The organism is Leclercia sp. CFBP8987 (assembly GCF_034044995.2).
Taxonomy (GTDB): domain Bacteria; phylum Pseudomonadota; class Gammaproteobacteria; order Enterobacterales; family Enterobacteriaceae; genus Enterobacter; species Enterobacter tamurae.
This window is the reverse complement of record NZ_CM188255.1, coordinates 1,957,359-1,979,314: the sequence shown is the minus strand read 5'-3', so window position 1 is coordinate 1,979,314 and position 21,956 is coordinate 1,957,359. Positions and strand designations below refer to the sequence as shown.

The following is a 21,956-nucleotide window of genomic DNA, read 5'->3' as shown; positions in this document are numbered from 1 at the left end:
ACTTAAGCGACTGATAAAAAGCGTTATTTCCCCGTTATTCGCGGCTGAATGGGATAAATGCAAAATATGTATAGAAAATACCAATTTTTGAGATAGGGAGTTGGCCGACGCGGCTGCTCATACCTGTAAGCGTATTCTGAAAGGGCCGGGGCACTGGCGATGGATGGCCTTCGGGTGCGCTATCCTTGTTATTCAGGACCAGCATCAGGAGGGGGATATGCTTACAGCACTATTGATAGTCGCCATCCTTGCCGTGGTCATTACGGGTCTGGTTATTGTGTCTGCCATGCAGGATGTAAGAGACGATTACTGAAGGGAAAAGATCGCGAGTGGGGTGCACAAAAAAGAAAGCCCTTAAGACTACCAAAGGTAATCTTAAGGGCTTCTTGCTCCATCCGGCGCTTATCTCCGGCACTCATACTGGCTTAGCTCTTGAAGGAGCATAGGAATAGTCTCATAAACTTTGAGGCGCGAATTAACATAAATTGCTGCCCGCCAGGAAGCGGTGCAATTTCAAGAAGATAGAAAAGAAAAAAGGCCGCGACAGCGTCCTTTCGTTTTATACCACCGCGGTGGTGAGCCGCGACGAGCAGCACAGACGCTGCTGTTCATCGAAGATGTCAATCTGCCACACCTGATGCCGCCCGCCGGTATGCAGCGCGCGACAGACACCGCGTACCCGCCCGCTGCGCACGGAACGGATGTGGTTGGCATTCACCTCCAGCCCCACCACCTTCTGCTCCCCTTCGGTACAGAGATAGCCTGCCACCGAGCCCAGGGTTTCGGCCAGCACCACCGATGCGCCGCCGTGCAGCAGGCCAAAGGGCTGATGAGTACGGCTGTCCACCGGCATAGTCGCCTCCAGCTCATCCTCGCCGATGCGGGTGAACTGAATGTCCAGCAGCCCCACCATGTTCCCGTCGCTCATGGCGTTTAACGCCTGCAGAGTCACCGCACGTTTCCAGATCATCCCATAATCTCCAGTAAGGCCTGCAACGGATGGCGCACGCCGCTACCCTCGACGCGCTTGACCTGGCTGCGACACGAATAGCCGGTCGCCAGACAGCGATTGCGCGGCAGGCGCTGCATCGCCTGGTGCCAGGAGAGCTCATAGATCCCCAGCGAGTTTTTATGATTCACCACCTCATGGCCGTAGGTCCCGGCCATCCCGCAGCAGCCGACGCTCACGCTCTCGAGCTTCGCCCCAAAGCGGGCAAAGATCGTCGCCCACTGGGCAGGCGCGCCCGGCAGCGCGGTCACTTCGGTGCAGTGGCTGAACAGATACCAGGATTCGCCGCTGGTCTCCTGGGTGGTTTGCGCGTCGACAATCGTCGGGAGCCACTCATGCACCAGCATCACGTGGAATTCACCACGTTTGTCGCCGAGGGTCTGCTTGTACTCGTCGCGATAGCAGAGCACCAGCGCCGGATCGACCCCGACCATCGGCATTCCCAGCAGCGCCACCCGGCTGAGGAAGTCAGAGGTTTTTTGCGCCGTTTTGGCGAAACGATTGAGGAATCCTTTGATGTGCTGGGCTTTGCCGTTCGGTGAGAACGGCAGGAGTACCGGCTGATAGCCTAACCGCTCGACCAGGCGGATAAAGTCAGCCACCACCTGCGCATCGTAATAGCTGGTAAAGGGATCCTGCACCACCAGCACGGTTTTCGCTTTTTGCTCCGGACTCAGGGCTTCCAGTTGCTCCAGAGTCAGATTGGCGGAGCGGTGGCCCACCAGCTGACGCTGCAGGGACGGGGTGGAGAGCAGCGGCAGGTCAATCATGCCGATATGCTTCTCGGACAGCTTGCGCACCAGCGGCTGGTTGATAAAGAAGTTGAAGGTCTTCGGTGCGCGGGCCATCAGCGGGGCATAGCTCTCAACCGTCGCCACCAGGTGATCGCGCACCGGGCGCAGGTAACGGCTGTGATAGAGCTGCAGGAAACGCGAGCGGAACTCCGGCACGTCGATCTTAATCGGGCACTGGGTGGAGCAGGCTTTACAGGCGAGACAGCCCGACATCGCCTCTTTCACTTCGTGGGAGAAATCGTACTCCCCTTTGCGCGCATGCCAGCTGTTGCGGGTGCGTTCGACAAGGGTGCGCAGGCTGGCGCGTTTTTCCGGCAACTCTTTCTCCAGCGCCAGGGGATCCACGCCGCGGTCGGCCAGCAGACGCAGCCACTCGCGCACCAGGGTCGCACGCCCTTTCGGGGAGTGGATACGGTTGCTGGTGATCTTCATTGAGGGGCACATCGGGCTTTTGGCATCGAAGTTAAAGCACAGGCCGTTGCCGTTACACTCCATCGCGCCGCGCCAGGAGGCGCGCACCGCAATCGGGATCTGACGATCGAAGGTGCCGCGTTTAACCGCGTCCACCTGCATCATCGGGGCATCGACGCCCGCTGGCGGGCAGATTTTACCCGGATTAAGGCGGTTGTCCGGATCAAAGGCCGCCTTGATTTTGCGTAGCTCGCCAAACAGCGCCTCGCCAAAGAAGGCCGGGCTGTACTCTGCGCGGAACCCTTTCCCGTGCTCGCCCCACAGCAGACCGCCGTACTTCGCGGTGAGCGCGACGACCTCATCGGAGATCCGCTTCATCAGCATCTCCTGCTGCGGATCGCACATGTCCAGCGCCGGACGAACGTGCAGCACCCCGGCGTCGACATGGCCGAACATGCCGTAGCTCAGGCCGTGGCTGTCGAGCAGGGCGCGAAATTCCACAATGTAGTCGGCAAGGTGTTCCGGCGGAACGCAGGTATCCTCGGCAAAGGGGATCGGCTTGGCTGCGCCTTTGGCGTTACCCAGCAGGCCCACCGCTTTTTTACGCATCGCATAGATACGCTCGATACCGGCCAGCTCATTGCACAGCTGCCAGCCAATCACCCCGCCCTCGCCCCGGGCGATCAGCTCGTCCAGCCGCTGGCACAGGGCCTCGACCTGGCTTTCGATAAGCGCAGCGTCATCACCGGCAAACTCAACGATATTCAGGCCCAGCATCTCTTTGTCGGGCACGTCGGTAATCAGCTCGCTGACCGAGTGCCAGACGATATCTTCCCGCGCCAGGTTGAGCACTTTCGAATCGACGGTTTCAACCGACAGCGCGCGGGCATCCACCATAAAGGGGGCATTGCGCAGCGCGGAATCAAAGGAGTTGTACTTCACGTTCACCAGACGGCGTACTTTTGGCAGACGGGTGATGTCGAGACGCGCCTCGGTGATAAAGGCCAGTGTGCCTTCGGAACCGGTCAGGATGCGGGTCAGATCGAACTGGCTCAGGTCGTCATTAAAGACGTGGCGCAGATCGTAGCCGGTCAGGAAGCGGTTCAGTTTCGGGAATTTATCGATAATCAGCTGACGGTTATCACGGCAGCTCTCCAGCACGGTGCGGTAGATGCGCCCGGCGGTGGTGTTGTCCTTACCGAGCGTCTCGGCCAGTTCGACCGGCACGGGCTGGGTATCAAGGATATCGCCCCCCAGCAGCACCGCCCGCACGCCGAGGACGTGATCGGAGGTTTTGCCGTACACCAGCGAGCCCTGACCCGAGGCGTCGGTGTTGATCATCCCGCCGAGGGTGGCGCGGTTACTGGTCGAGAGCTCCGGGGCAAAGAAGTAGCCGTAGGGCTTCAGATACTGGTTGAGCTGATCCTTGATCACCCCGGCTTCTACCCGCACCCACCCCTCTTCCGGGTTGATCTCGATGATGCGGTTCATATAGCGGGACATATCGACAACGATGCCGGTGTTCAGCGCCTGGCCGTTGGTGCCGGTGCCGCCACCGCGGGGGGTAAAGATCAGCGAAGCGAAACGCTCCTGGGAGGCCAGACGGGCCAGCAGGGCCACATCAGCGGTAGAACGGGGAAACACGACGGCATCGGGAAGTAGCTGGTAGATACTGTTGTCGGTCGCCATAGTCAGCCTGTCGGCATAACTGGTGGCGGTATCGCCGGTAAAACCCTGTTGCTCCAAAGCCTGCAAAAAATTGACCACCAGCTGAACGACGCCAGGTGCCTGAGAAATTTGTGGGATCATTACTGTCGACCCTGCCCCATCTGAATTGTTGTAGATAATCGTTTGCGTTGTATCTCACATTTTGTATCACATTTTATTCATATGCGCCCGACAGAATTACAGGCAGAATCAGCCTGTTAAAAATCGCTGAAATCACTAATGATTAGAGTGATGCGGTTTCCTGTTCTCACCGGCCTTTCCGGTGTATTTCAAAGGTAAATTTCAACTATGGTCAATCGACACCAGCCCAGGGACGTTGCACAAGTTTTGCTGTCGGTGCTGTTTCTGGCAATCATGATTATTGCGTGTCTGTGGATTGTTCAACCCTTCATTCTTGGCTTCGCCTGGGCGGGGACGGTGGTTATCGCCACCTGGCCGCTTTTTCTCCGGCTGGAGCGTTTGCTGTTTGGTCGCCGTGCGCTGGCCGTGCTGGTAATGACGCTGCTGCTGGTGCTGCTGTTTGTTATTCCTGTCGCCTTACTCGTTAACAGCCTGGTGGACGGCAGCGGTCCGCTGATCGCTAACTTCACCAGCGGGGAGATGACGCTCCCGACGCTGGACTGGCTGAACGACATTCCGCTGATTGGCGATAAGCTCTATGCAGGCTGGCATAACCTGCTGGACATGGGCGGCAGCGCGATCATGGCAAAAGTGCGGCCCTACATTGGCGCAACCACCACCTGGTTTGTCGGTACCGCCGCGCACCTGGGCCGCTTTGTGGTCCACTGCGTGCTGATGCTGCTGTTCAGCGCCCTGCTCTACTGGCGCGGCGAGCAGGTGGCGCTCGGGGTTCGTCATTTTGCGACACGTCTGGCGTCGGCCCGTGGCGATGCGGCGATGCTGCTGGCGGCGCAGGCCGTGCGCGCGGTGGCGTTAGGCGTGGTGGTAACGGCGCTGGTGCAGTCGGTGCTGGGCGGGATTGGTCTGGCGATCGCCGGCGTGCCGTACGCCACCCTGTTTACGGTGCTGATGCTGTTAACCTGTCTGATGCAGCTGGGTCCATTGCTGGTACTGGTCCCGGCGATTGTCTGGCTCTACTGGAGCGGTGATACCACCTGGGGCACGGTGCTGCTGGTCTGGAGCTGCGTGGTGGGTACGATGGATAACGTCATTCGCCCGATCCTGATCAAGATGGGTGCCGACCTGCCGTTAATCCTGATCCTCTCCGGCGTTATTGGCGGCTTGATTGCCTTCGGGATGATCGGTCTGTTTATCGGGCCGGTGCTGCTGGCGGTCTCCTGGCGGCTGTTCTCCGCATGGGTGCAGGAAGTGCCGCTCCCGCCAACTGACCCGGATGTCCTGCTCCAGAGGCTTCAGGACGAGCGAGAGCTGAGAAAGTAATTTCCCTCGTTCTGGTGGGTTCGCCCACCAGAATGTTAAGCGCCACTTATCATTTGGATTTCCCTTAAGCGCGGCTTAACCCGCTTTTATCTGCAATTGCCTCATTCCCCTCATAAAATCTTCACTTTCTTTAAACTATTGAGACGAATCTGATCGACGCAAAAATTCACCATGCCTACTATTAGGTCACGGTTATGAATCAACAACACCTTGATTTATAAGCATGGAAATCCCCTGAGTGAAACAACGAATTGCTGTGTGTAGTCTTTGCCCGCCTCCCACGGTGGGCTTTTTTTTATCCAGAATTCGGCAACTATAAAGAAAAACTCGTCATTACAGCGGGTTAGTGCGCTCTGAATAAAAAAGGCGAGGACCGAAGTCCTCGCCTTTATGCGTTGCAGAAACGTGACGTTACTTGTTCAGTTCCGCCAGGCTCAGCCAGGTCTGCACCACGGTGTCCGGGTTCAGGGACAGACTGTCGATCCCCTCTTCCATCAGCCAGGCTGCAAAGTCTTCATGGTCGGAAGGTCCCTGACCGCAGATGCCAACGTATTTACCCTGTTTCTTCGCCGCGCGGATGGCCATCGACAGCAGCGCTTTCACCGCTTCGTTACGCTCATCAAACAGCGCAGAGACTACGCCAGAGTCACGGTCCAGACCCAGCGCCAGCTGCGTCATATCGTTGGAGCCGATAGAGAAGCCGTCGAAGTGTTCCAGGAACTGATCGGCCAACAGGGCGTTGGACGGGATCTCACACATCATGATGATTTTGAGGCCATTCTCGCCGCGCTTCAGCCCCTGACGGGCCAGCTCGTCGACAACCGCTTTCGCCTGATCGACAGTACGCACGAACGGCACCATGATCTCGACGTTGGTCAGCCCCATGTCATTACGCACGCGTTTCACCGCCTCGCACTCCAGCGCAAAGCAGTCGCGGAAGCTGTCAGAGACATAGCGACCGGCGCCGCGGAAGCCCAGCATCGGGTTCTCTTCTTCCGGCTCATAACGCTCGCCGCCCACCAGGTTGGCATATTCGTTAGATTTGAAGTCGGAGAGACGCACAATGACGCGTTTCGGGTAGAAGGCTGCGCCCAGAGTGGCGATCCCTTCGGTCAGACGGCCAACATAGAACTCTTTCGGCGAGTCGTAACCCTTCATCATCTCGCGGATCTCTTTCTGCAGCTTCGGATCCTGGTCGTCAAACTCCAGCAGCGCGCGCGGGTGAACCCCAATCATACGGTTGATGATGAACTCCAGACGCGCCAGGCCAACGCCTTCGTTTGGCAGACAGGCGAAGTCAAAGGCGCGGTCCGGGTTACCGACGTTCATCATGATCTTCAGCGGCAGGTCCGGCATGGTGTCCACGCTGGAGCTCTTCACACTAAAGTCGAGGATCTCGGCGTAGACGTAGCCGGTATCGCCTTCGGCACAGGAGACGGTCACGTTCTGATCGTCCTTCATGCGCTCGGTGGCGTCACCGCAGCCCACCACGGCCGGGATGCCCAGCTCGCGGGCGATGATCGCTGCGTGACAGGTACGCCCGCCACGGTTGGTGACAATCGCCGCCGCCTTTTTCATGATCGGTTCCCAGTCCGGGTCGGTCATGTCGGTCACCAGCACGTCGCCCGGCTGGATACGGTTCATTTCGCTGATGTCGTGGATGACTTTCACCGGGCCAGCGCCGATGCGGTGGCCGATGGCGCGGCCTTCCGCGATGATGTTACCCTGGGCATGCAGCGTATAACGCTCCATCACCTGACCGCGGGAACGCACGGTTTCCGGACGCGCCTGGACGATAAACAGTTTGCCGGTGTTGCCATCTTTGGCCCATTCGATATCCATCGGACGGCCATAGTGCTTCTCGATCTGCACCGCCTGCTTCGCCAGCTCCTGCACTTCGGCATCGGTCAGCGAGAAGCGGTCGCACTGCTCCTGCGGCACATCTTCAATCCGCACCTGCTTGCCATGCTCCTGAGTCGGAGCATAGATCATGCGGATTTTTTTCGAGCCCATGGTGCGACGCACGATAGCCGGGCGATCCGCTGCCAGAGTTGGCTTGTGAACGTAGAACTCGTCCGGGTTAACGGCACCCTGCACCACCATCTCGCCCAGACCCCAGGCGGAGGTGATAAAGACCACCTGATCGAAACCCGATTCGGTATCAATAGAGAACATCACGCCTGACGAGGCCAGATCCGAACGCACCATGCGCTGCACGCCTGCCGACAGCGCCACGCCGCGGTGGTCATAACCCTGATGCACGCGGTAGGAGATCGCGCGGTCGTTAAACAGGGAGGCAAACACATGTTTTACTGCCACCAGCACGGCATCGTAGCCCTGCACGTTGAGGAAGGTCTCCTGCTGCCCGGCGAACGAGGCGTCCGGCATGTCTTCTGCGGTAGCAGAGGAGCGCACGGCAAAGGAGGCCTGCGCATCATCAGCAGAGAGCTGGTTGTAGGCGTCGTGAATGGCTTGTTCCAGTTCAGGCTGGAAAGGTGTATCGATGATCCACTGGCGGATTTGGGTCCCGGCCTTTGCAAGCTCAGAGACATCATCAATGTCCGTGTTATCCAGTAGTTCGTAAATGCGCTGGTTTACGCCGCTTTGGTCCAGAAAATAGTTAAAGGCATCGGCGGTAGTCGCAAATCCATTCGGTACGGAGACACCCATACTGGACAGATTCGTAATCATTTCACCCAGGGAGGCATTTTTGCCTCCAACTCTGTCTACATCATTCATGCCGAGTTGGTTATACCAAAGCACCAGCGGTGACGAGCCATTGTTGGACATCGAAACAATCCTTTTGTGATATATGAACGGGTTTTAAGAAACTCCTTACTGCGTATTTATACTGTCATATTTATTCGCGCTAAAAAAACGGTGAATCGTGTAAGCACTTTTATTTTTTAGCTTTTCAGACTGTTCCCGCTTAAATCCTAACCTGATGATTCTTATGGAATCCCACAAAAAAACTCAGACTTTAGGGTGATTTTGAAAAATGAAACACCCCTTTCATTAAAAATAAAAATAGCGTTTCATTTTTAATTTCCGTCCGGCGTTGACTGTTGTATTTTACTTCTTTAATTTATGCTTTCAGTCAATTACATCTGATATACAGAGTGTGCAAAATGGATAATGCTGTCGATCGCCACGTTTTTTATATTTCCGATGGTACGGCAATCACCGCCGAAGTGTTGGGCCATGCGGTGATGTCGCAATTCCCGGTCTCTATCAACAGCATCACGCTGCCGTTCGTGGAAAACGAGAGCCGTGCCCGAGCGGTGAAAGATCAAATTGACGCCATTTTCCAGCAGACCGGTGAACGTCCGCTGGTGTTCTACTCGATCGTGATCCCGGAAATCCGCAATATCATTCTGCAAAGTGAAGGCTTCTGTCAGGACATTGTCCAGGCGCTGGTGGCCCCATTGCAGGAGGAGCTGAAGCTGGATCCGACCCCGGTGGCACACCGTACCCACGGCCTGAACCCGGCGAATATCATCAAGTATGACGCCCGTATCGCCGCCATTGATTACACCCTCGCCCACGATGACGGTATCTCAATGCGTAATCTCGATCAGGCCCAGGTCATTCTGCTCGGCGTTTCGCGCTGCGGTAAAACCCCCACCAGCCTCTATCTGGCGCTTCAGTTCGGGATCCGCGCGGCGAACTACCCCTTTATTGCCGACGACATGGACAATCTCGTCCTCCCGGCAGCGCTGAAACCCCTGCAGCATAAGCTCTTCGGCCTGACCATTAACCCGGAGCGGCTGGCGGCGATCCGCGAAGAGCGCCGGGAGAACAGCCGCTACGCCTCAATGCGCCAGTGCCGTCTGGAAGTCGCCGAAGTCGAAGCCCTGTACCGCAAGAACAACATTCCGTGGCTGAACAGTACCAACTATTCGGTAGAAGAGATCGCCACCAAAATCCTCGACATTATGGGCCTCAACCGCCGCATGTACTAACAGGCTAGTACACAAGTCCATAATCCTTTATACTCCCACTCCATCACAGGGCACGCAGGTGCCCTGCACTTGAATTCAGCGGGGATTGGTTTAAGGTGATGCCCATCACTTCCCGGTAAGCTACCGATGAAGCACTACATTCTGAGAAATACCATGAATAAAACCGATGAACTCCGCACAGCGCGTATCGATAGTCTGGTCACGCCAGCTGAACTGGCCCAGCGGTACCCTGTTTCTGCGGCAGTGGCAGAAAACGTGACAACGTCACGCAAACGTATTGAAAAAATCCTTAACGGGGAAGATCGCCGCCTGCTGGTGATTGTTGGCCCCTGCTCTATTCACGACCTTGATGCCGCAATGGACTATGCCCAGCGCCTGAAAGAACTGCGGGATAAACACCACTCCCGTCTGGAAATCGTGATGCGCACTTACTTTGAGAAGCCGCGCACCGTTGTGGGCTGGAAAGGGCTGATCTCCGATCCCGATCTGAACGGCAGCTACCGGGTGAATCACGGCATTCAGCTGGCGCGCAAGCTGCTGCTGCAGGTCAACGAGCTGGGCGTGCCTACCGCCACCGAATTCCTCGATATGGTGACCGGACAGTTTATCGCCGATCTGATTAGCTGGGGGGCCATTGGCGCCCGCACCACCGAAAGCCAGATCCACCGTGAAATGGCCTCGGCGCTCTCCTGCCCGGTGGGCTTTAAAAACGGTACCGACGGTAATACCCGTATCGCGGTGGACGCCATCCGCGCCGCGCGGGCCAGCCATATGTTCCTGTCTCCGGACAAGACCGGTCAGATGACTATCTATCAGACCAGCGGCAACCCGTACGGGCACATCATCATGCGCGGCGGCAAACAGCCGAATTATCACTCTCAGGATCTGGCGGAAGCCTGCGATACCCTGCGTGAGTTCGACCTGCCCGAGCAGCTAGTGGTGGATTTCAGCCACGGCAACTGCCAGAAACAGCACCGCCGTCAGCTGGACGTCTGCGATGAGATTTGCCAGCAGATCCGCAACGGCTCAACCGCTATCGCCGGGATCATGGCCGAAAGCTTCCTGCGCGAAGGCACGCAAAAAGTGGTGGTCGGTCAGCCCATCACCTACGGTCAGTCAATTACCGACCCTTGCCTGAGCTGGGAAGATACCGAGGTGTTGCTGGATAAACTTGCCTCTGCAGTTGATAGTCGTTTTTAAAAACCCTGCCGGGTGGCGGCTTCGCCTTACCCGGCTTTTTCCCAGGCCGCACCATTCCCACCTCACTGTTTTTTCATAAAACGCTTGCCGTCAAAATCGATTTGTTGATAATGATTATCATTGTTACATTGATTGCTATTTTGAAAAACATTATGTCACGTATGGATAACACTGCAGCAACGCTCACTCGTCCTGAAGACAAAACACAGCCTGCCCCAGGCGCAACCGACCGTCGCATCAACAGTAAACAGCTGTTGGGCGAGGAAGGCCGCGTCATAATTGAGCATGACGGCCAGCACTACCTGCTGCGTCAGACACATGCCGGAAAATTGATCCTCACAAAATAAGTTCCCCCCGCCAGCCACCCAGGTTCCCCCAGGCAGCCAGCGCTTTTCACTTTTAAATGGAGAGTGGCTCATGCCATACCTGAATACCGCGTCTTTACGCCCGTCGCTGCTGGCGCTGGCGATTGTCAGTGCCCTGCCGGGAGCGGCGGTTGCCGCCACCGACGACATGACCGTTACCGCCACCGGCAATGCCCGCAGCGCCTTTGAAGCCCCGATGATGGTCAGCGTCATTGATGCTACCGACCCGGAAAATCAAACCGCCAGCTCCGCCGCCGATCTGCTGCGCCACGTGCCCGGCCTGACTCTGGACGGCACCGGGCGCACCAACGGCCAGGACGTCAATCTGCGCGGATACGATCGTCGCGGCGTACTGGTGCTGGTGGACGGCGTGCGTCAGGGCACCGATACCGGTCACCTGAACAGTACCTTCCTCGACCCGGCGCTGATCAAGCGTATCGAGATCGTGCGCGGACCCTCGGCGCTGCTGTACGGCAGCGGCGCGATGGGCGGGGTGATCGCCTATGACACCGCCGACGCGAAAGATCTGCTCCAGGCCGGACAAACCAGCGGCTACCGCGTATTTGGTACCGCCGCCACCGGCGATCACAGCCTCGGCATGGGGGCCAGCGCCTTTGGCCGTACCGACACCCTCGACGGTCTGGTGGCCTGGTCGAGCCGGGATCGCGGAGATATCCGCCAGGGTGGCGGCGGTACCGCGCCGAATGACGAATCGATCAACAATATGCTGGCGAAAGGCAGCTGGCAGATGGATCAGGCCCAGTCCCTGAGCGGCTCGCTGCGTTACTACAACAACGCCGCGCAGGAGCCGAAAAACCCGCAGACCATCGAGGCGGACGACAATAGCAATCCGATGACCGACCGCTCCACCATTCAGCGGGACGTGCAGCTCGGGTATCACCTAGCCCCGGCAGGCAACGACTGGCTGAACGCCGATGCCCGCCTTTACTGGTCTGAAGCGCGTATCAATGCCCAGAATATCGACGGCAGCGGCGAATTCCGCCAGCAGACCACCAAAGGCGGCAAAGTGGAGAACCGCACCCGCCTGTTCACCGACTCCTTCGCCTCGCACCTGCTGACCTACGGCGGGGAGTATTACCGTCAGGAGCAGGAGCCGTCCGGTGCCACCACCGGCTTCCCGGATGCGAGCATCGATTTCAGCTCAGGCTGGATCCAGGATGAGATCACCCTGCGCGATCTGCCGATCACCCTGCTGGGCGGTACCCGCTACGATAACTACCGCGGCAGCAGCGATGGCTATGACGATGTGGACGCCGATAAATGGTCCTCGCGCGCCGGGATCACCGTCTCCCCCGCGGACTGGCTGATGCTGTTCGGCTCTTATGCCCAGGCCTTCCGCGCCCCGACGATGGGCGAAATGTATAACGACGCCAAACATTTCTCCATTGGCCGGTTCTACACCAACTACTGGGTGCCGAACCCGAACCTGCGCCCGGAAACTAACGAAACCCAGGAGTACGGGTTTGGTCTGCGCTTTGACGATCTACTGTTGGCAAACGATGCACTGGAGTTTAAAGCCAGCTACTTTGATACCCATGCCAAAGATTACATCTCCACCACCGTCGATTTTGCCGCTGCGACCACCATGTCGTACAACGTGCCGAACGCCAAAATCTGGGGCTGGGACCTGATGGCGAAATACTCCGCCAGCCTGTTCAACCTCGACCTGGCCTATAACCGCACCCGCGGCAAAGACAGCGACACCGGCGAGTACATCTCCAGCATCAGCCCGGACACCGTCTCCAGCAAGCTGGATGTCCCGCTGGCGCAGAGCGGCTTTAGCGTCGGCTGGATCGGCACCTTCGCCGATCGTTCCACCCACGTGAGCAGCAGCTACAGCCACCAGCCGGGCTACGCGGTGAATGATTTCTACGTCAGCTATCAGGGGCAGCAGGCGCTGAAAGGTGTGACCACCACCCTGGTGCTCGGCAACGCTTTCGACAAAGAGTACTGGTCTCCGCAGGGCATCCCGCAGGATGGCCGCAACGGCAAGATTTTCGTGAGTTATCAGTGGTAATTACCCTGCCCCGGTTCGGCCGGGGCATTTATCCCGAAGGAAGAGACAATGAATCACTACACACGCTGGCTTGAACTAAAAGAACAGAATCCCGGGAAATACGCGCGTGATATCGCTGCCCTGATGAACATCAGTGAAGCCGAACTGACCTGGGCCCGGGTAGGCCACGATGCGTGGCGTCTGCACGGCGAAATCCGCGAGATCCTCGGCGCGCTGGAAGCCGTGGGTGAAACCAAATGCATCTGCCGTAACCAATACGCGGTCCACGAGCAGGTAGGCACCTTTACCCATCAGCACCTGAATGGCCACGCCGGACTGGTACTCAACCCGCGCGCCCTGGATCTGCGTCTGTTCCTCCACCAGTGGGCCAGCGCGTTTCATATCACCGAGACCACCGCCCGTGGCGAACGTCAGAGTATCCAGTTTTTCGACCATCAGGGCGACGCCCTGCTGAAGGTCTACACCACCGATAACACCGACGTCTCCGCCTGGGGCGACGTGCTGTCGCGCTTTATCTTTGCCGATAACCCGCCGCTGGCGCTGAAAGCTACCGATCCGGCAGTCAACGTGGCCAGCGCTGATGCGCCAACGGTAGACAGCGAGTGGCGCGCCATGACCGACGTGCACCAGTTCTTTGGCCTGCTGAAGCGCCACAGCCTGACCCGTCAGCAGGCGTTCCGTCTGGTGGGTGACGATCTGGCCTGTCAGGTGGATAACAGCGCCCTGTCCCGGCTGCTGAACAGCGCCCGTGAGGATGGCAACGAAATCATGATTTTCGTCGGCAACCGCGGTTGCGTACAGATCTTCACCGGCGCGGTCGAGAAAGTGGTGCCGATGAAGGGCTGGCTGAATATCTTCAACCCGGCTTTTACCCTGCATCTGCTGGAGGAGACCATCGCCGAAAGCTGGGTGACGCGCAAACCCACCGCCGATGGCCATGTCACCAGCCTCGAACTCTTTGCCGCCGACGGAACCCAGATCGCCCAGCTGTACGGTCAGCGCACGGAAGGCGAGCCTGAGCAGAGCCAGTGGCGTTCGCAGATCGACGCCCTGACGGTAAAAGGGCTGGCCGCATGAGAAAACTGCTCGCCGTCCTTGTCGCGCTCCCGCTGGCCGCCTTTGGCGCCGCGCAGGAGAAGATCGTTGCCCTTGGCGGCGACGTGACGGAGATTGTCTACGCCCTGGGGGCCGAAGGTTCGCTGGTGGCGCGCGACAGCACCAGCCAGTGGCCGGAGCAGGTCACCGCCCTGCCGGACGTGGGCTACCTGCGCCAGCTCAATGCCGAGGGGATCCTGGCGATGCGCCCTACGCTGGTGTTAGCCAGCGCCCAGGCGCAGCCGTCTCTGGCCCTGAAACAGGTCGGGCAGAGTCAGGTTAATGTGGTGACGGTGCCGGGCAGTAACGCCCTCAGCGTAATCGACGAGAAAGTGCGGGTGGTGGCCCAGGCGACGCACCGCGTTGCACAAGGGGAAGCCCTGCGCCAGCGCCTGCAGCAGGAGCTGGCCGCACTGCCCACCTCACCGATCAATAAGCGGGTGCTGTTTATCCTCAACCATGGTGGGATGACCGCTATGGCCGCCGGGCAGGATACCGGTGCTGATGCGGCGATCCGCGCGGCCGGTCTGCAAAACGCCATGCAGGGGTTCTCCCGCTATCAGCCGCTCTCCCAGGAAGGGGTGATTGCCAGCCAGCCCGATCTGGTGGTGATTTCACAGGATGGCGTAAAGGCGATGGGCGGAGAGGCGAATCTGTGGAAGCTGCCAGGTCTGGCGCAAACCCCGGCCGGGCGTAATAAACAGGTGTTGCAGATTGACGATATGGCGCTGCTCGGGTTTAGCGTGCGCACCCCGCAGGCCATCGGGCAGCTGCGCAGCAAAGCCGGGCAGTTGCCCTGATGCCTCGCCGGATCGGCTATTCCCTGTGGGGACTGGCAATGGCGCTGGCGGTGATGACGCTGCTGGCCACCGGTTTTGGCGCGTTGCGCCTGCCGGTATCCCTGCTGTGGAGCAACAGTGACGAGGCGCTGCGCCAGATCTGGCTCACCATTCGCCTGCCCCGGGTGCTGCTGGCGCTGGTGATTGGCGGCTCGCTGGCGCTGGCGGGCTGTGTGATGCAGGGGCTGTTCCGCAATCCGCTCGCCGATCCTGGATTGCTGGGGATCAGCAGCGGTGCCGCCTGCGCCGTCGCCCTGTGGGTGGTGTTGCCAATAACCCTCCCCGCCCTGCTGATGCTTTACGCCCCGATGCTGGCGGCCTTTCTCGGCGCGCTGGCGGCAACAATCGTGATCTTCCTGCTCAGCCAGCAGCGGGAGAGTTCGCTCTCGCGGCTGCTGCTGGTGGGGATCGCCATCAACGCCCTGTGCGGCGCGGCGGTGGGCGTGCTCTCCTGGGTCAGTAACGACGCCCAGCTGCGCCAGCTCTCACTGTGGGGAATGGGCAGCCTCGGCCAGGCCCAGTGGTCCACTCTGCTGGCGGTCACCTCGCTGATGATCCCCACCGTGCTGGTGATCTGGCGGCTGGCATCGGCCCTTAATCTGCTGCAACTGGGCGAGGAGGAAGCGCACTATCTGGGTATTGACGTGCGGCTCGTTCAGCGTGTGTTGCTTCTGTGCAGCGCCCTGCTGGTGGCCGCTGCGGTGGCGGTCAGCGGAGTGATCGGTTTTATTGGCCTGGTGGTACCGCACCTGATGCGGATGTGGCTGGGCTCCGATCACCGGGCGGTGATCCCCGGTTCGGTGCTGGCGGGGGCGTTTCTGCTGCTGATCGCTGATACCGCCGCGCGGACGCTGGTCGCCCCGGCGGAGATGCCGGTAGGATTACTGACCAGCATTCTTGGTGCCCCCTGGTTCCTGTGGCTAATTTTCAGCCGTGGAGGTCAGCATGGGTGAATCCTTTATTGCTAAAGGCTTGTCTTATCGCGTGGCAGACCGGGCGGTAGTGCGTGACGTCACGCTGTCGCTCGCCCGGGGCGAGCTGCTAGCGCTTATCGGTCCCAACGGCGCGGGGAAATCGACCCTGCTACGCCTGTTAACCGGCTTTCTTAAGCCGGATGCCGGGCGCTGTCTGCTGGACGGAAAGCCGCTGACGGGGTGGAGCACCCAGGCGCTATCGCGCCAGCGGGCGGTGATGCGCCAGCAAACTCAGTTGGGCTTTGACTGGCCGGTAGAAGCGGTGATCGGGATGGGACGTTCTCCCTGGACGAGTCAGCCTGAGCCGCAGATCGTCAGCGAGGTGATGCAGCTTACCGGCTGTGAGCCGCTGGCCGGTCGTCAGTATGGGGCCCTGTCGGGGGGAGAGCAGCAGCGCGTTCAGCTCGCCCGGGCGCTGGCACAGCTGTGGTGCCACGGCGCACCGCGGGGCTGGTTGTTTCTCGATGAGCCGACCTCGGCATTGGATCTTTACCACCAGCAGCATCTGCTGCGGCTGCTGAAGGCGTTGACTGCGCAAAGGAATTTGCACGTCTGCGTAGTGCTGCACGATCTCAATCTGGCCGCCTTATGGGCCGACCGGATTGTGCTCCTGCATGAGGGGCGAATTGTCTCTCAGGGAACGCCGCCAGCGGTGCTGCAGGCTGATGACCTGGCACGCTGGTACGGGGCGCAGGTGCATGTGGGGCAGCATCCGTTGAACGCTACCCCCCAGGTGTTTCTCGCGCCCTAACTCGAGCAACTCACTTCCAGCCGCTTACCCCAGTCGGGTGGGCGGCTGACATAATCATCGCTGCGATCGGCAAACGGTGTCCGGAGGGCTTCGTGTAACCGGTGCAGCTCGGCGTAATCCCCTTTCTCCGCCTGCTCAATCGCCCGCTGCGCCAGCCAGTTGCGCAGCACCATTGCCGGATTAACGGCATTCATCTGCGCCTGACGCTCATCATCGGCGATGTTCTCCTGCTGGAGACGCGTGCGATAAGTCGCAAACCAGTCATCAAAGGCCTGCCGGTCGATAAACTCGTCACGTAACGGTGAGGCAGCGCTGTGCTGCTCGGTTTGCCCCAGCATACGGAAGGTGCGGGTGTAGTCGCTGCCTTCCCGCGCCATCAGCGCAAACAGGGTATTCAGAAGCTCGTTGTCGCCCTTCTCCTGAGTCATCAGCCCCAGCTTGCGGCGCATCAGTTTGCCGTACTGCTGCAGCAGGACCTCCTGATAGCCATCCAGCGCATCGTTGAGAGCGTCAACATCGATAAACGGTGACAGGGACTGCGCCAGACGCTGCAGGTTCCAGATACCCACTGCCGGCTGGTTATCAAAGCTGTAGCGGCCCTGATAGTCGGAGTGGTTACAGATATAGCCCGGCTGGTAGTCGTCAAGGAAACCGTACGGGCCGTAATCCATCGTCAGACCGAGGATCGACATGTTATCGGTGTTCATCACCCCGTGAGCAAAGCCGACCGTCTGCCAGCTGGCGATCAGCGCGGCGGTCCGCGCCACCACATCCCGGAACCAGAGGATGTATTTATCGGCGTCGTCCTGCAACTGCGGCCAGTGATGCTTGATGACAAAATCCGCCAGTTGGCGAACTTTCTCCGGCTCGCGGCGATAGTAGAAGTGCTCGAAATGACCGAAGCGGGCGTGGCTCTGAGCGGTGCGGATCAGCATCGCCCCCTGCTCCATAGTCTCACGCGCCACCGGCGTGTCGCTGGTGACGATCGACAGCGCGCGGGTGGTGGGGATCCCGAGATAGTGCATGGCTTCTGAGGCCAGGCTTTCGCGGATGGTTGAGCGCAGCACGGCGCGCCCGTCGCCCATCCGTGAATAAGGGGTTAGTCCGGCCCCTTTAAGGTGCCAGTCCATCGTTTGCCCGTTGGCCAGCTGCTGTTCGCCGAGCAGGATCCCCCGCCCGTCCCCCAACTGTCCGGCCCAGACGCCGAACTGATGGCCGCTGTAGACCTGTGCCAGCGGCTGCATGCCCGGCAGCAGGGTTTCGCCGCCAAAGACGCCAGCGCCCTGCTCGGGGCTAAACAGCGAGTCCGGGATCGCCAGTTCGGCGGCCAGCGCTGTGTTATGCCAGATCAGGCGAGCATTATTCAGGGGAGTGGGTTTCAGAGCCGTATAAAAACCGGGTAATTCGTCATGCCAGTGCGCGGTAAAAGACAGGGTCATAGGTCCTCCTGCTTTTAGTGTAGTGGGTTTATCAGATGTTAAACACCAGGCAAGAAAAGGGTTATCCCTGCACCAGGGTGGTAATGCGTTCAAGGGGAACGGCAGGCCATAACCCGCCCTGCATGGCGCTAAAGCCAAATGCCGACAGGCGCTGCAGGACAAGCTCATCGTCCACGCCCGCCACCATCAACGACTGACAGTAAGGCGAAACCTGAGTCATGATCGCCCGTAATAACAGTTCGAATGTATTATCATTTAAATGCTGTTGAATGAAGTTTTTATCCAGCGCCACACGTTTAAACATGCCATCAAAAATGGCTTTAGTGGAGGCATCCCCGGCGCCAAAATTGCCCAGTACCAGAGGAAAACGCAGAGCAAAGTCCATCAGAGCCGTATTCATATTGCCTTTATTCAGATCCGGATAATTCTCATTAATGCAGAACTCCAGCCACGGATGTTGCTCACCTATTGCAACCCCGTTTTCTTCCGTTAACAGGTATTCAACAATGACCGGAGAGATATTTATCCATGCCGTCAGCTGTTGCTGAATAAAAAAGAGTTTGCAGCTGTCGAGCATTGCCAGTTGTTCCTGAAACAGCGTCAGCTCTTGCGCGGGAGACAGGTACGGGCGCACCAGCTCCGTCGGAATACGGACCTGATTATCTACTCCGACAAAGTTCACGACTATTTCAAGGCCGGTAAGCGCCCCAGAATCATGTCGCGCAGGGAGTAATAACAATTCAGACTGATAAGCAATATCCAGCATCACAATCATGGCGTCCGACCCGGTTTAAAAACGATACAAGACATCCTGAAACATATGCTGAAGCAATTCAACTTTATGGATTTTAATAAGATTAATTTCATTCGTTCCATTAAATATTCGGATTTTCCTTAGTCCTGAAATAATCTTATCCTGGATACTGCTTAATAGCCAGTTGTCGCTAACAATAAGAATTGCATCAAATTAATTCAGCGACTAACTATTTCTCCACAATTAAGGCCGGCTAATGAATTTCATTTTCAGATGAAAGAAAATGTCGCGCCAGGAAGCGCGACAGGACTAAATACGTCGGGCTTGCCAGAAATTTTTGCGCCAGTAGACGTTATTAAGAGAGGAACGCATCACTCCCCGGCTGGTGGAGGCATGAATAAACTGGTTATCGGTGTCGTAAATCCCGACGTGCAGCCCGCTTTCGCCGGAACCGGTTTTAAAGAATACCAGGTCGCCCGGGAGCAGGTCGTCTTTATCAATTTCGGTGCCGATAGTTGCCTGTTGGCGCGTTTCGCGCGGCAGCTTGAGCGCAAACCGATCGCGGAAAGTCAGCAGCACAAAACCCGAACAATCAATTCCACCACGCGACATGCCGCCGTAGCGATAAGGGGTGCCGCCCCAGTTATGCAGCTGATCGTTCAGGCCTGCAATCACGGCAATAGAATCAGACAGCCGCGCATTCGGCGGCGGTGCGCGATGGCTGCTGCATCCTGCAAGAAATAGCGCGGCCACAAGGAGAAAACAGAATCGCATTCCTGACGAATCCTCTGGTTTTTTGTGCTTTCTGTAATTTAGCCTGTGAATATGTCGCTCTGCAACAAGCGGCTATTCCTGCGACGTCGAAATGATCATTCTGTGACCTTCGATATCCAGCCGACGGAAGGACATGTCGTAGGCTTTGGCCAGATTCGGCGGCGTCAACACGCTGTCGCGCGTGCCGCTGGCGATCAGCTGACCCCGCTTCAGCAGCCAGACACGATGGGCGTGGCGCAGCGTGTGGTTCAGATCGTGGCTGCTCATCACCACCGCAATGCCCTGGCGGGACAGCGCGCTTAACAGCCGGTCGAGCGCCACCTGCTGGGCGACGTCGAGACTGTTCATCGGCTCGTCCAGTAGCAACAGCTGGCCGTGCGGGTTGCCGCTGGGGTGAATTTGCAGGATCACCGCAGCCAGCCGCACGCGCTGCCACTCCCCGCCGGAGAGCTGGCTGACGTGTCGCGACAGCTTATCCTCAATCCCCAGCGCCGCTGCTACCTCGCTTAACAGCGTTTTTTGCTGACTGTCGTACTGATGCAGCGTCAGATAGTGCCAGACCGGCATGGCAAAGGGCGCAGTTTGCTGCTGCGCCAGATAGGCCCTGCGGCTGGCCAGCGACGCGGAGGACCACCGGGAAAGGGATTCCCCCTGCAACAGGATTTCGCCCTGCCCGGCGCTCAGCCCGGCCATACGCGAAAGCAATGTGCTTTTGCCTGCTCCGTTCGGGCCGACCAGGTGCAGGATCTCCCCCGCATTCACCTGGGCGGAAAGCGGCTGCAGACGCCCGTGTTCCGCCACGCCATTGAGCTGCATCAGAATCGACATTACTTCGCGAGTGCCAGCTTAATCGCTTCCATCAGGATCGGGTCTTCAGGCGTCATATCCGGCGCAAAACGCTGCACCACTTCCCCATCGCGACCAATCAGGAATTTTTCGAAATTCCATAAGATGTCATCCGGATAGAGCGGCGCGCGACCTTTGCTCGCCAGACGCTCATAAAAACCGCTGCTTTCAGGCGCGACAGCCACCGGTGCGGCGGCAATCAATTTTTGATACAGCGGATGGCGCGCTTCGCCGTTGACCTCGACTTTGCTGAACATCGGGAAGGTGATGCCATAGGTGGTGCTGCAGAAGGTTTTGATCTCCTCTTCGCTACCTGGCTCCTGGCCGAGGAACTGGTTGCACGGGAAACCGAGCACGGTAAAGCCATCCTTTGCCCAGGCTTTGTGGATGTTTTCGAGCTGCTCATACTGCGGCGTCAGGCCACATTTCGATGCCACGTTCACTACCAGCAGTACCTGGCCTTTGAACTCTTCCAGGGTGGTGGTTTTGCCATCAATGGTCGTTACTTCAGTGTTCAGAATATCGTTCGGCATAGCATTCTCTCAGGTTGTGGTTCAGATGGGCTGTACTTAACGTCCGGCTTTTAAGAGTAGCCAGATAAACACGGGTGCGCCCAGCGTTGCGGTCACTACCCCAATGGGCAGCTCCGCGGCGTTGAGTGCCAGGCGCGCGATAATATCAGCGCAAAGCAGCGTTGCGCCCCCTGTCACCGCCGCAGCGGGCAGCAACAGCCGGTGATCGGTAATACCACACAAACGCAGCATATGGGGGATGACAAGACCAATAAATCCAATCGCGCCAGCCAGGGCCACGCTCACCCCCACCATCCAGCCGATGGCGACCACCAGCGTGTTGCGCCAGAAGGTGAGCGGCAGGCCGAGCTGGCGGGCGGAAATCTCCCCCAGCACCAGAATGTTCAGCGGCGCGGCCTGAAAGCAGGCCCAGACGATAGCCGGTGCCAGCAGCAGCATCAGCCAGCCCTGCCCCCAGTCCACGCCGCCGAAGCCGCCCATCATCCAGTACATCAGCTGACGGAGATCGAAGGCGGTGGAGAAATAGACCGCCCAGGTCATCAGGGCGCTACAGATGATCCCCAGCGCCACCCCGGCAAGCAGCAGGCGGCTCACGGAGAGATGACGACGGGCAAAACGCAGCAAAATAAGGGTAATAATCAGCGCCCCGGCGATAGCGCAGAGGCTTAAACTCCAGCCCGATAGTGCCCCGCCACCGAGCATCACGGCGGCAATCAGCCCGACCCCGGCGCCGTTCGAGACGCCTAATAATCCTGGCTCTGCCAGCGGATTATCGAACAGGGCCTGCATGATGGTTCCGCTAAGCGCCAGCGCCGCGCCTACCAGCACCACGGCCAGGGTACGCGGGAGGCGGATTTGCCAGATAAACAGCTCCCCCCGGGGAGTAAACCATGCCTCAGGCCCGATCCACCGATCGCCGGCGCACAGGCTCACGCCCAGCGCGATCACCAGCGCCAGTGACAGAAAGAGCAATTTACGCAGATCGGAGCGGTACTGCTGACGGGCAAATTCGGGCATCGGAGTCATTTTGCGGGTGAATGATG

The 21,956-nt window shown here is 58.6% G+C and carries 18 protein-coding genes and 1 other RNA gene; 10 read left to right on the top strand and 9 right to left on the bottom strand.

Annotated elements, in window-relative coordinates:
- Positions 1-559 precede the first annotated feature (559 nt).
- Both menI and ydiJ read right to left on the bottom strand, forming a co-directional pair.
- Positions 560-970 (bottom strand): 1,4-dihydroxy-2-naphthoyl-CoA hydrolase, encoded by a 411-nt coding sequence (menI, locus tag SOM40_RS09465; RefSeq protein ID WP_106993653.1) that lies wholly within the window; start codon positions 968-970, stop codon positions 560-562.
- Positions 967-4,023: a D-2-hydroxyglutarate dehydrogenase YdiJ gene (ydiJ, locus tag SOM40_RS09460; RefSeq protein ID WP_320457000.1), complete on the bottom strand. Its 3,057-nt coding sequence runs from the start codon at positions 4,021-4,023 to the stop codon at positions 967-969. The genes menI and ydiJ overlap by 4 nt, the downstream gene beginning before the upstream one ends.
- Before the next feature lie 207 nt (positions 4,024-4,230).
- Here ydiJ and ydiK point away from each other — a divergent pair, with 207 nt between their 5' ends.
- Both ydiK and rprA read left to right on the top strand, forming a co-directional pair.
- Complete coding sequence (gene ydiK, locus SOM40_RS09455; RefSeq protein WP_225758991.1) at positions 4,231-5,343, top strand: AI-2E family transporter YdiK; 1,113 nt, start codon at positions 4,231-4,233, stop codon at positions 5,341-5,343.
- A gap of 188 nt (positions 5,344-5,531) precedes the next feature.
- An RNA gene (rprA, locus tag SOM40_RS09450) (antisense sRNA RprA) lies at positions 5,532-5,642 on the top strand.
- Between the two features lie 112 nt (positions 5,643-5,754).
- Here rprA and ppsA read toward each other — a convergent pair.
- Positions 5,755-8,133, bottom strand: coding sequence for a phosphoenolpyruvate synthase (ppsA, locus tag SOM40_RS09445; protein WP_225758992.1), 2,379 nt, complete (start codon positions 8,131-8,133; stop codon positions 5,755-5,757).
- Between the two features lie 338 nt (positions 8,134-8,471).
- Here ppsA and ppsR point away from each other — a divergent pair, with 338 nt between their 5' ends.
- The 8 genes from ppsR to SOM40_RS09405 all read left to right on the top strand — a co-directional run bounded on the left by ppsR (position 8,472) and on the right by SOM40_RS09405 (position 16,567).
- A complete protein-coding gene (ppsR, locus tag SOM40_RS09440; protein ID WP_106993648.1) occupies positions 8,472-9,305 on the top strand; it encodes a posphoenolpyruvate synthetase regulatory kinase/phosphorylase PpsR in 834 nt (277 codons plus the stop codon).
- Positions 9,306-9,458: 153 nt separating this feature from the next.
- Positions 9,459-10,505: a 3-deoxy-7-phosphoheptulonate synthase AroH gene (gene aroH / locus SOM40_RS09435; RefSeq protein WP_320457001.1), complete on the top strand. Its 1,047-nt coding sequence runs from the start codon at positions 9,459-9,461 to the stop codon at positions 10,503-10,505.
- Between the two features lie 110 nt (positions 10,506-10,615).
- Entirely contained in the window at positions 10,616-10,852 is a 237-nt protein-coding gene (gene hemP, locus SOM40_RS09430; RefSeq protein ID WP_320457002.1) for a hemin uptake protein HemP, read from the top strand.
- Positions 10,853-10,922: 70 nt separating this feature from the next.
- Complete coding sequence (locus SOM40_RS09425) at positions 10,923-12,908, top strand: TonB-dependent hemoglobin/transferrin/lactoferrin family receptor (protein WP_320457003.1); 1,986 nt, start codon at positions 10,923-10,925, stop codon at positions 12,906-12,908.
- Between the two features lie 48 nt (positions 12,909-12,956).
- Positions 12,957-13,985, top strand: coding sequence for a hematinate-forming heme oxygenase ChuS (chuS, locus tag SOM40_RS09420; protein WP_320457004.1), 1,029 nt, complete (start codon positions 12,957-12,959; stop codon positions 13,983-13,985).
- A complete protein-coding gene (locus SOM40_RS09415) occupies positions 13,982-14,803 on the top strand; it encodes a heme/hemin ABC transporter substrate-binding protein (protein WP_166182240.1) in 822 nt (273 codons plus the stop codon). Before chuS ends, SOM40_RS09415 begins: the two co-directional genes overlap by 4 nt.
- A complete protein-coding gene (locus SOM40_RS09410) occupies positions 14,803-15,795 on the top strand; it encodes a FecCD family ABC transporter permease (RefSeq protein WP_320457005.1) in 993 nt (330 codons plus the stop codon). The genes SOM40_RS09415 and SOM40_RS09410 overlap by 1 nt, the downstream gene beginning before the upstream one ends.
- Entirely contained in the window at positions 15,788-16,567 is a 780-nt protein-coding gene (locus tag SOM40_RS09405) for a heme ABC transporter ATP-binding protein (protein ID WP_320457006.1), read from the top strand. The genes SOM40_RS09410 and SOM40_RS09405 overlap by 8 nt, the downstream gene beginning before the upstream one ends.
- On the opposite strand, the gene selO is transcribed toward SOM40_RS09405, so the two are convergent.
- The 6 genes from selO to btuC form a co-directional block, all read right to left on the bottom strand.
- Positions 16,564-18,006 (bottom strand): protein adenylyltransferase SelO, encoded by a 1,443-nt coding sequence (gene selO, locus SOM40_RS09400; protein WP_320457007.1) that lies wholly within the window; start codon positions 18,004-18,006, stop codon positions 16,564-16,566. The genes SOM40_RS09405 and selO overlap by 4 nt on opposite strands.
- Before the next feature lie 61 nt (positions 18,007-18,067).
- On the bottom strand, positions 18,068-18,781 hold the full coding sequence (locus SOM40_RS09395; protein WP_166182236.1) for an EAL domain-containing protein: 714 nt from the start codon (positions 18,779-18,781) through the stop codon (positions 18,068-18,070).
- Between the two features lie 288 nt (positions 18,782-19,069).
- Positions 19,070-19,534 (bottom strand): NlpC/P60 family protein, encoded by a 465-nt coding sequence (locus SOM40_RS09390; protein WP_106993640.1) that lies wholly within the window; start codon positions 19,532-19,534, stop codon positions 19,070-19,072.
- 72 nt (positions 19,535-19,606) lie between these two features.
- Entirely contained in the window at positions 19,607-20,362 is a 756-nt protein-coding gene (gene btuD / locus SOM40_RS09385; protein ID WP_166182235.1) for a vitamin B12 ABC transporter ATP-binding protein BtuD, read from the bottom strand.
- Positions 20,362-20,913: a glutathione peroxidase gene (locus SOM40_RS09380; RefSeq protein ID WP_106993638.1), complete on the bottom strand. Its 552-nt coding sequence runs from the start codon at positions 20,911-20,913 to the stop codon at positions 20,362-20,364. The genes btuD and SOM40_RS09380 overlap by 1 nt, the downstream gene beginning before the upstream one ends.
- 36 nt (positions 20,914-20,949) lie before the next feature.
- Positions 20,950-21,930 (bottom strand): vitamin B12 ABC transporter permease BtuC, encoded by a 981-nt coding sequence (gene btuC, locus SOM40_RS09375; RefSeq protein WP_313824573.1) that lies wholly within the window; start codon positions 21,928-21,930, stop codon positions 20,950-20,952.
- Positions 21,931-21,956 lie beyond the last annotated feature (26 nt).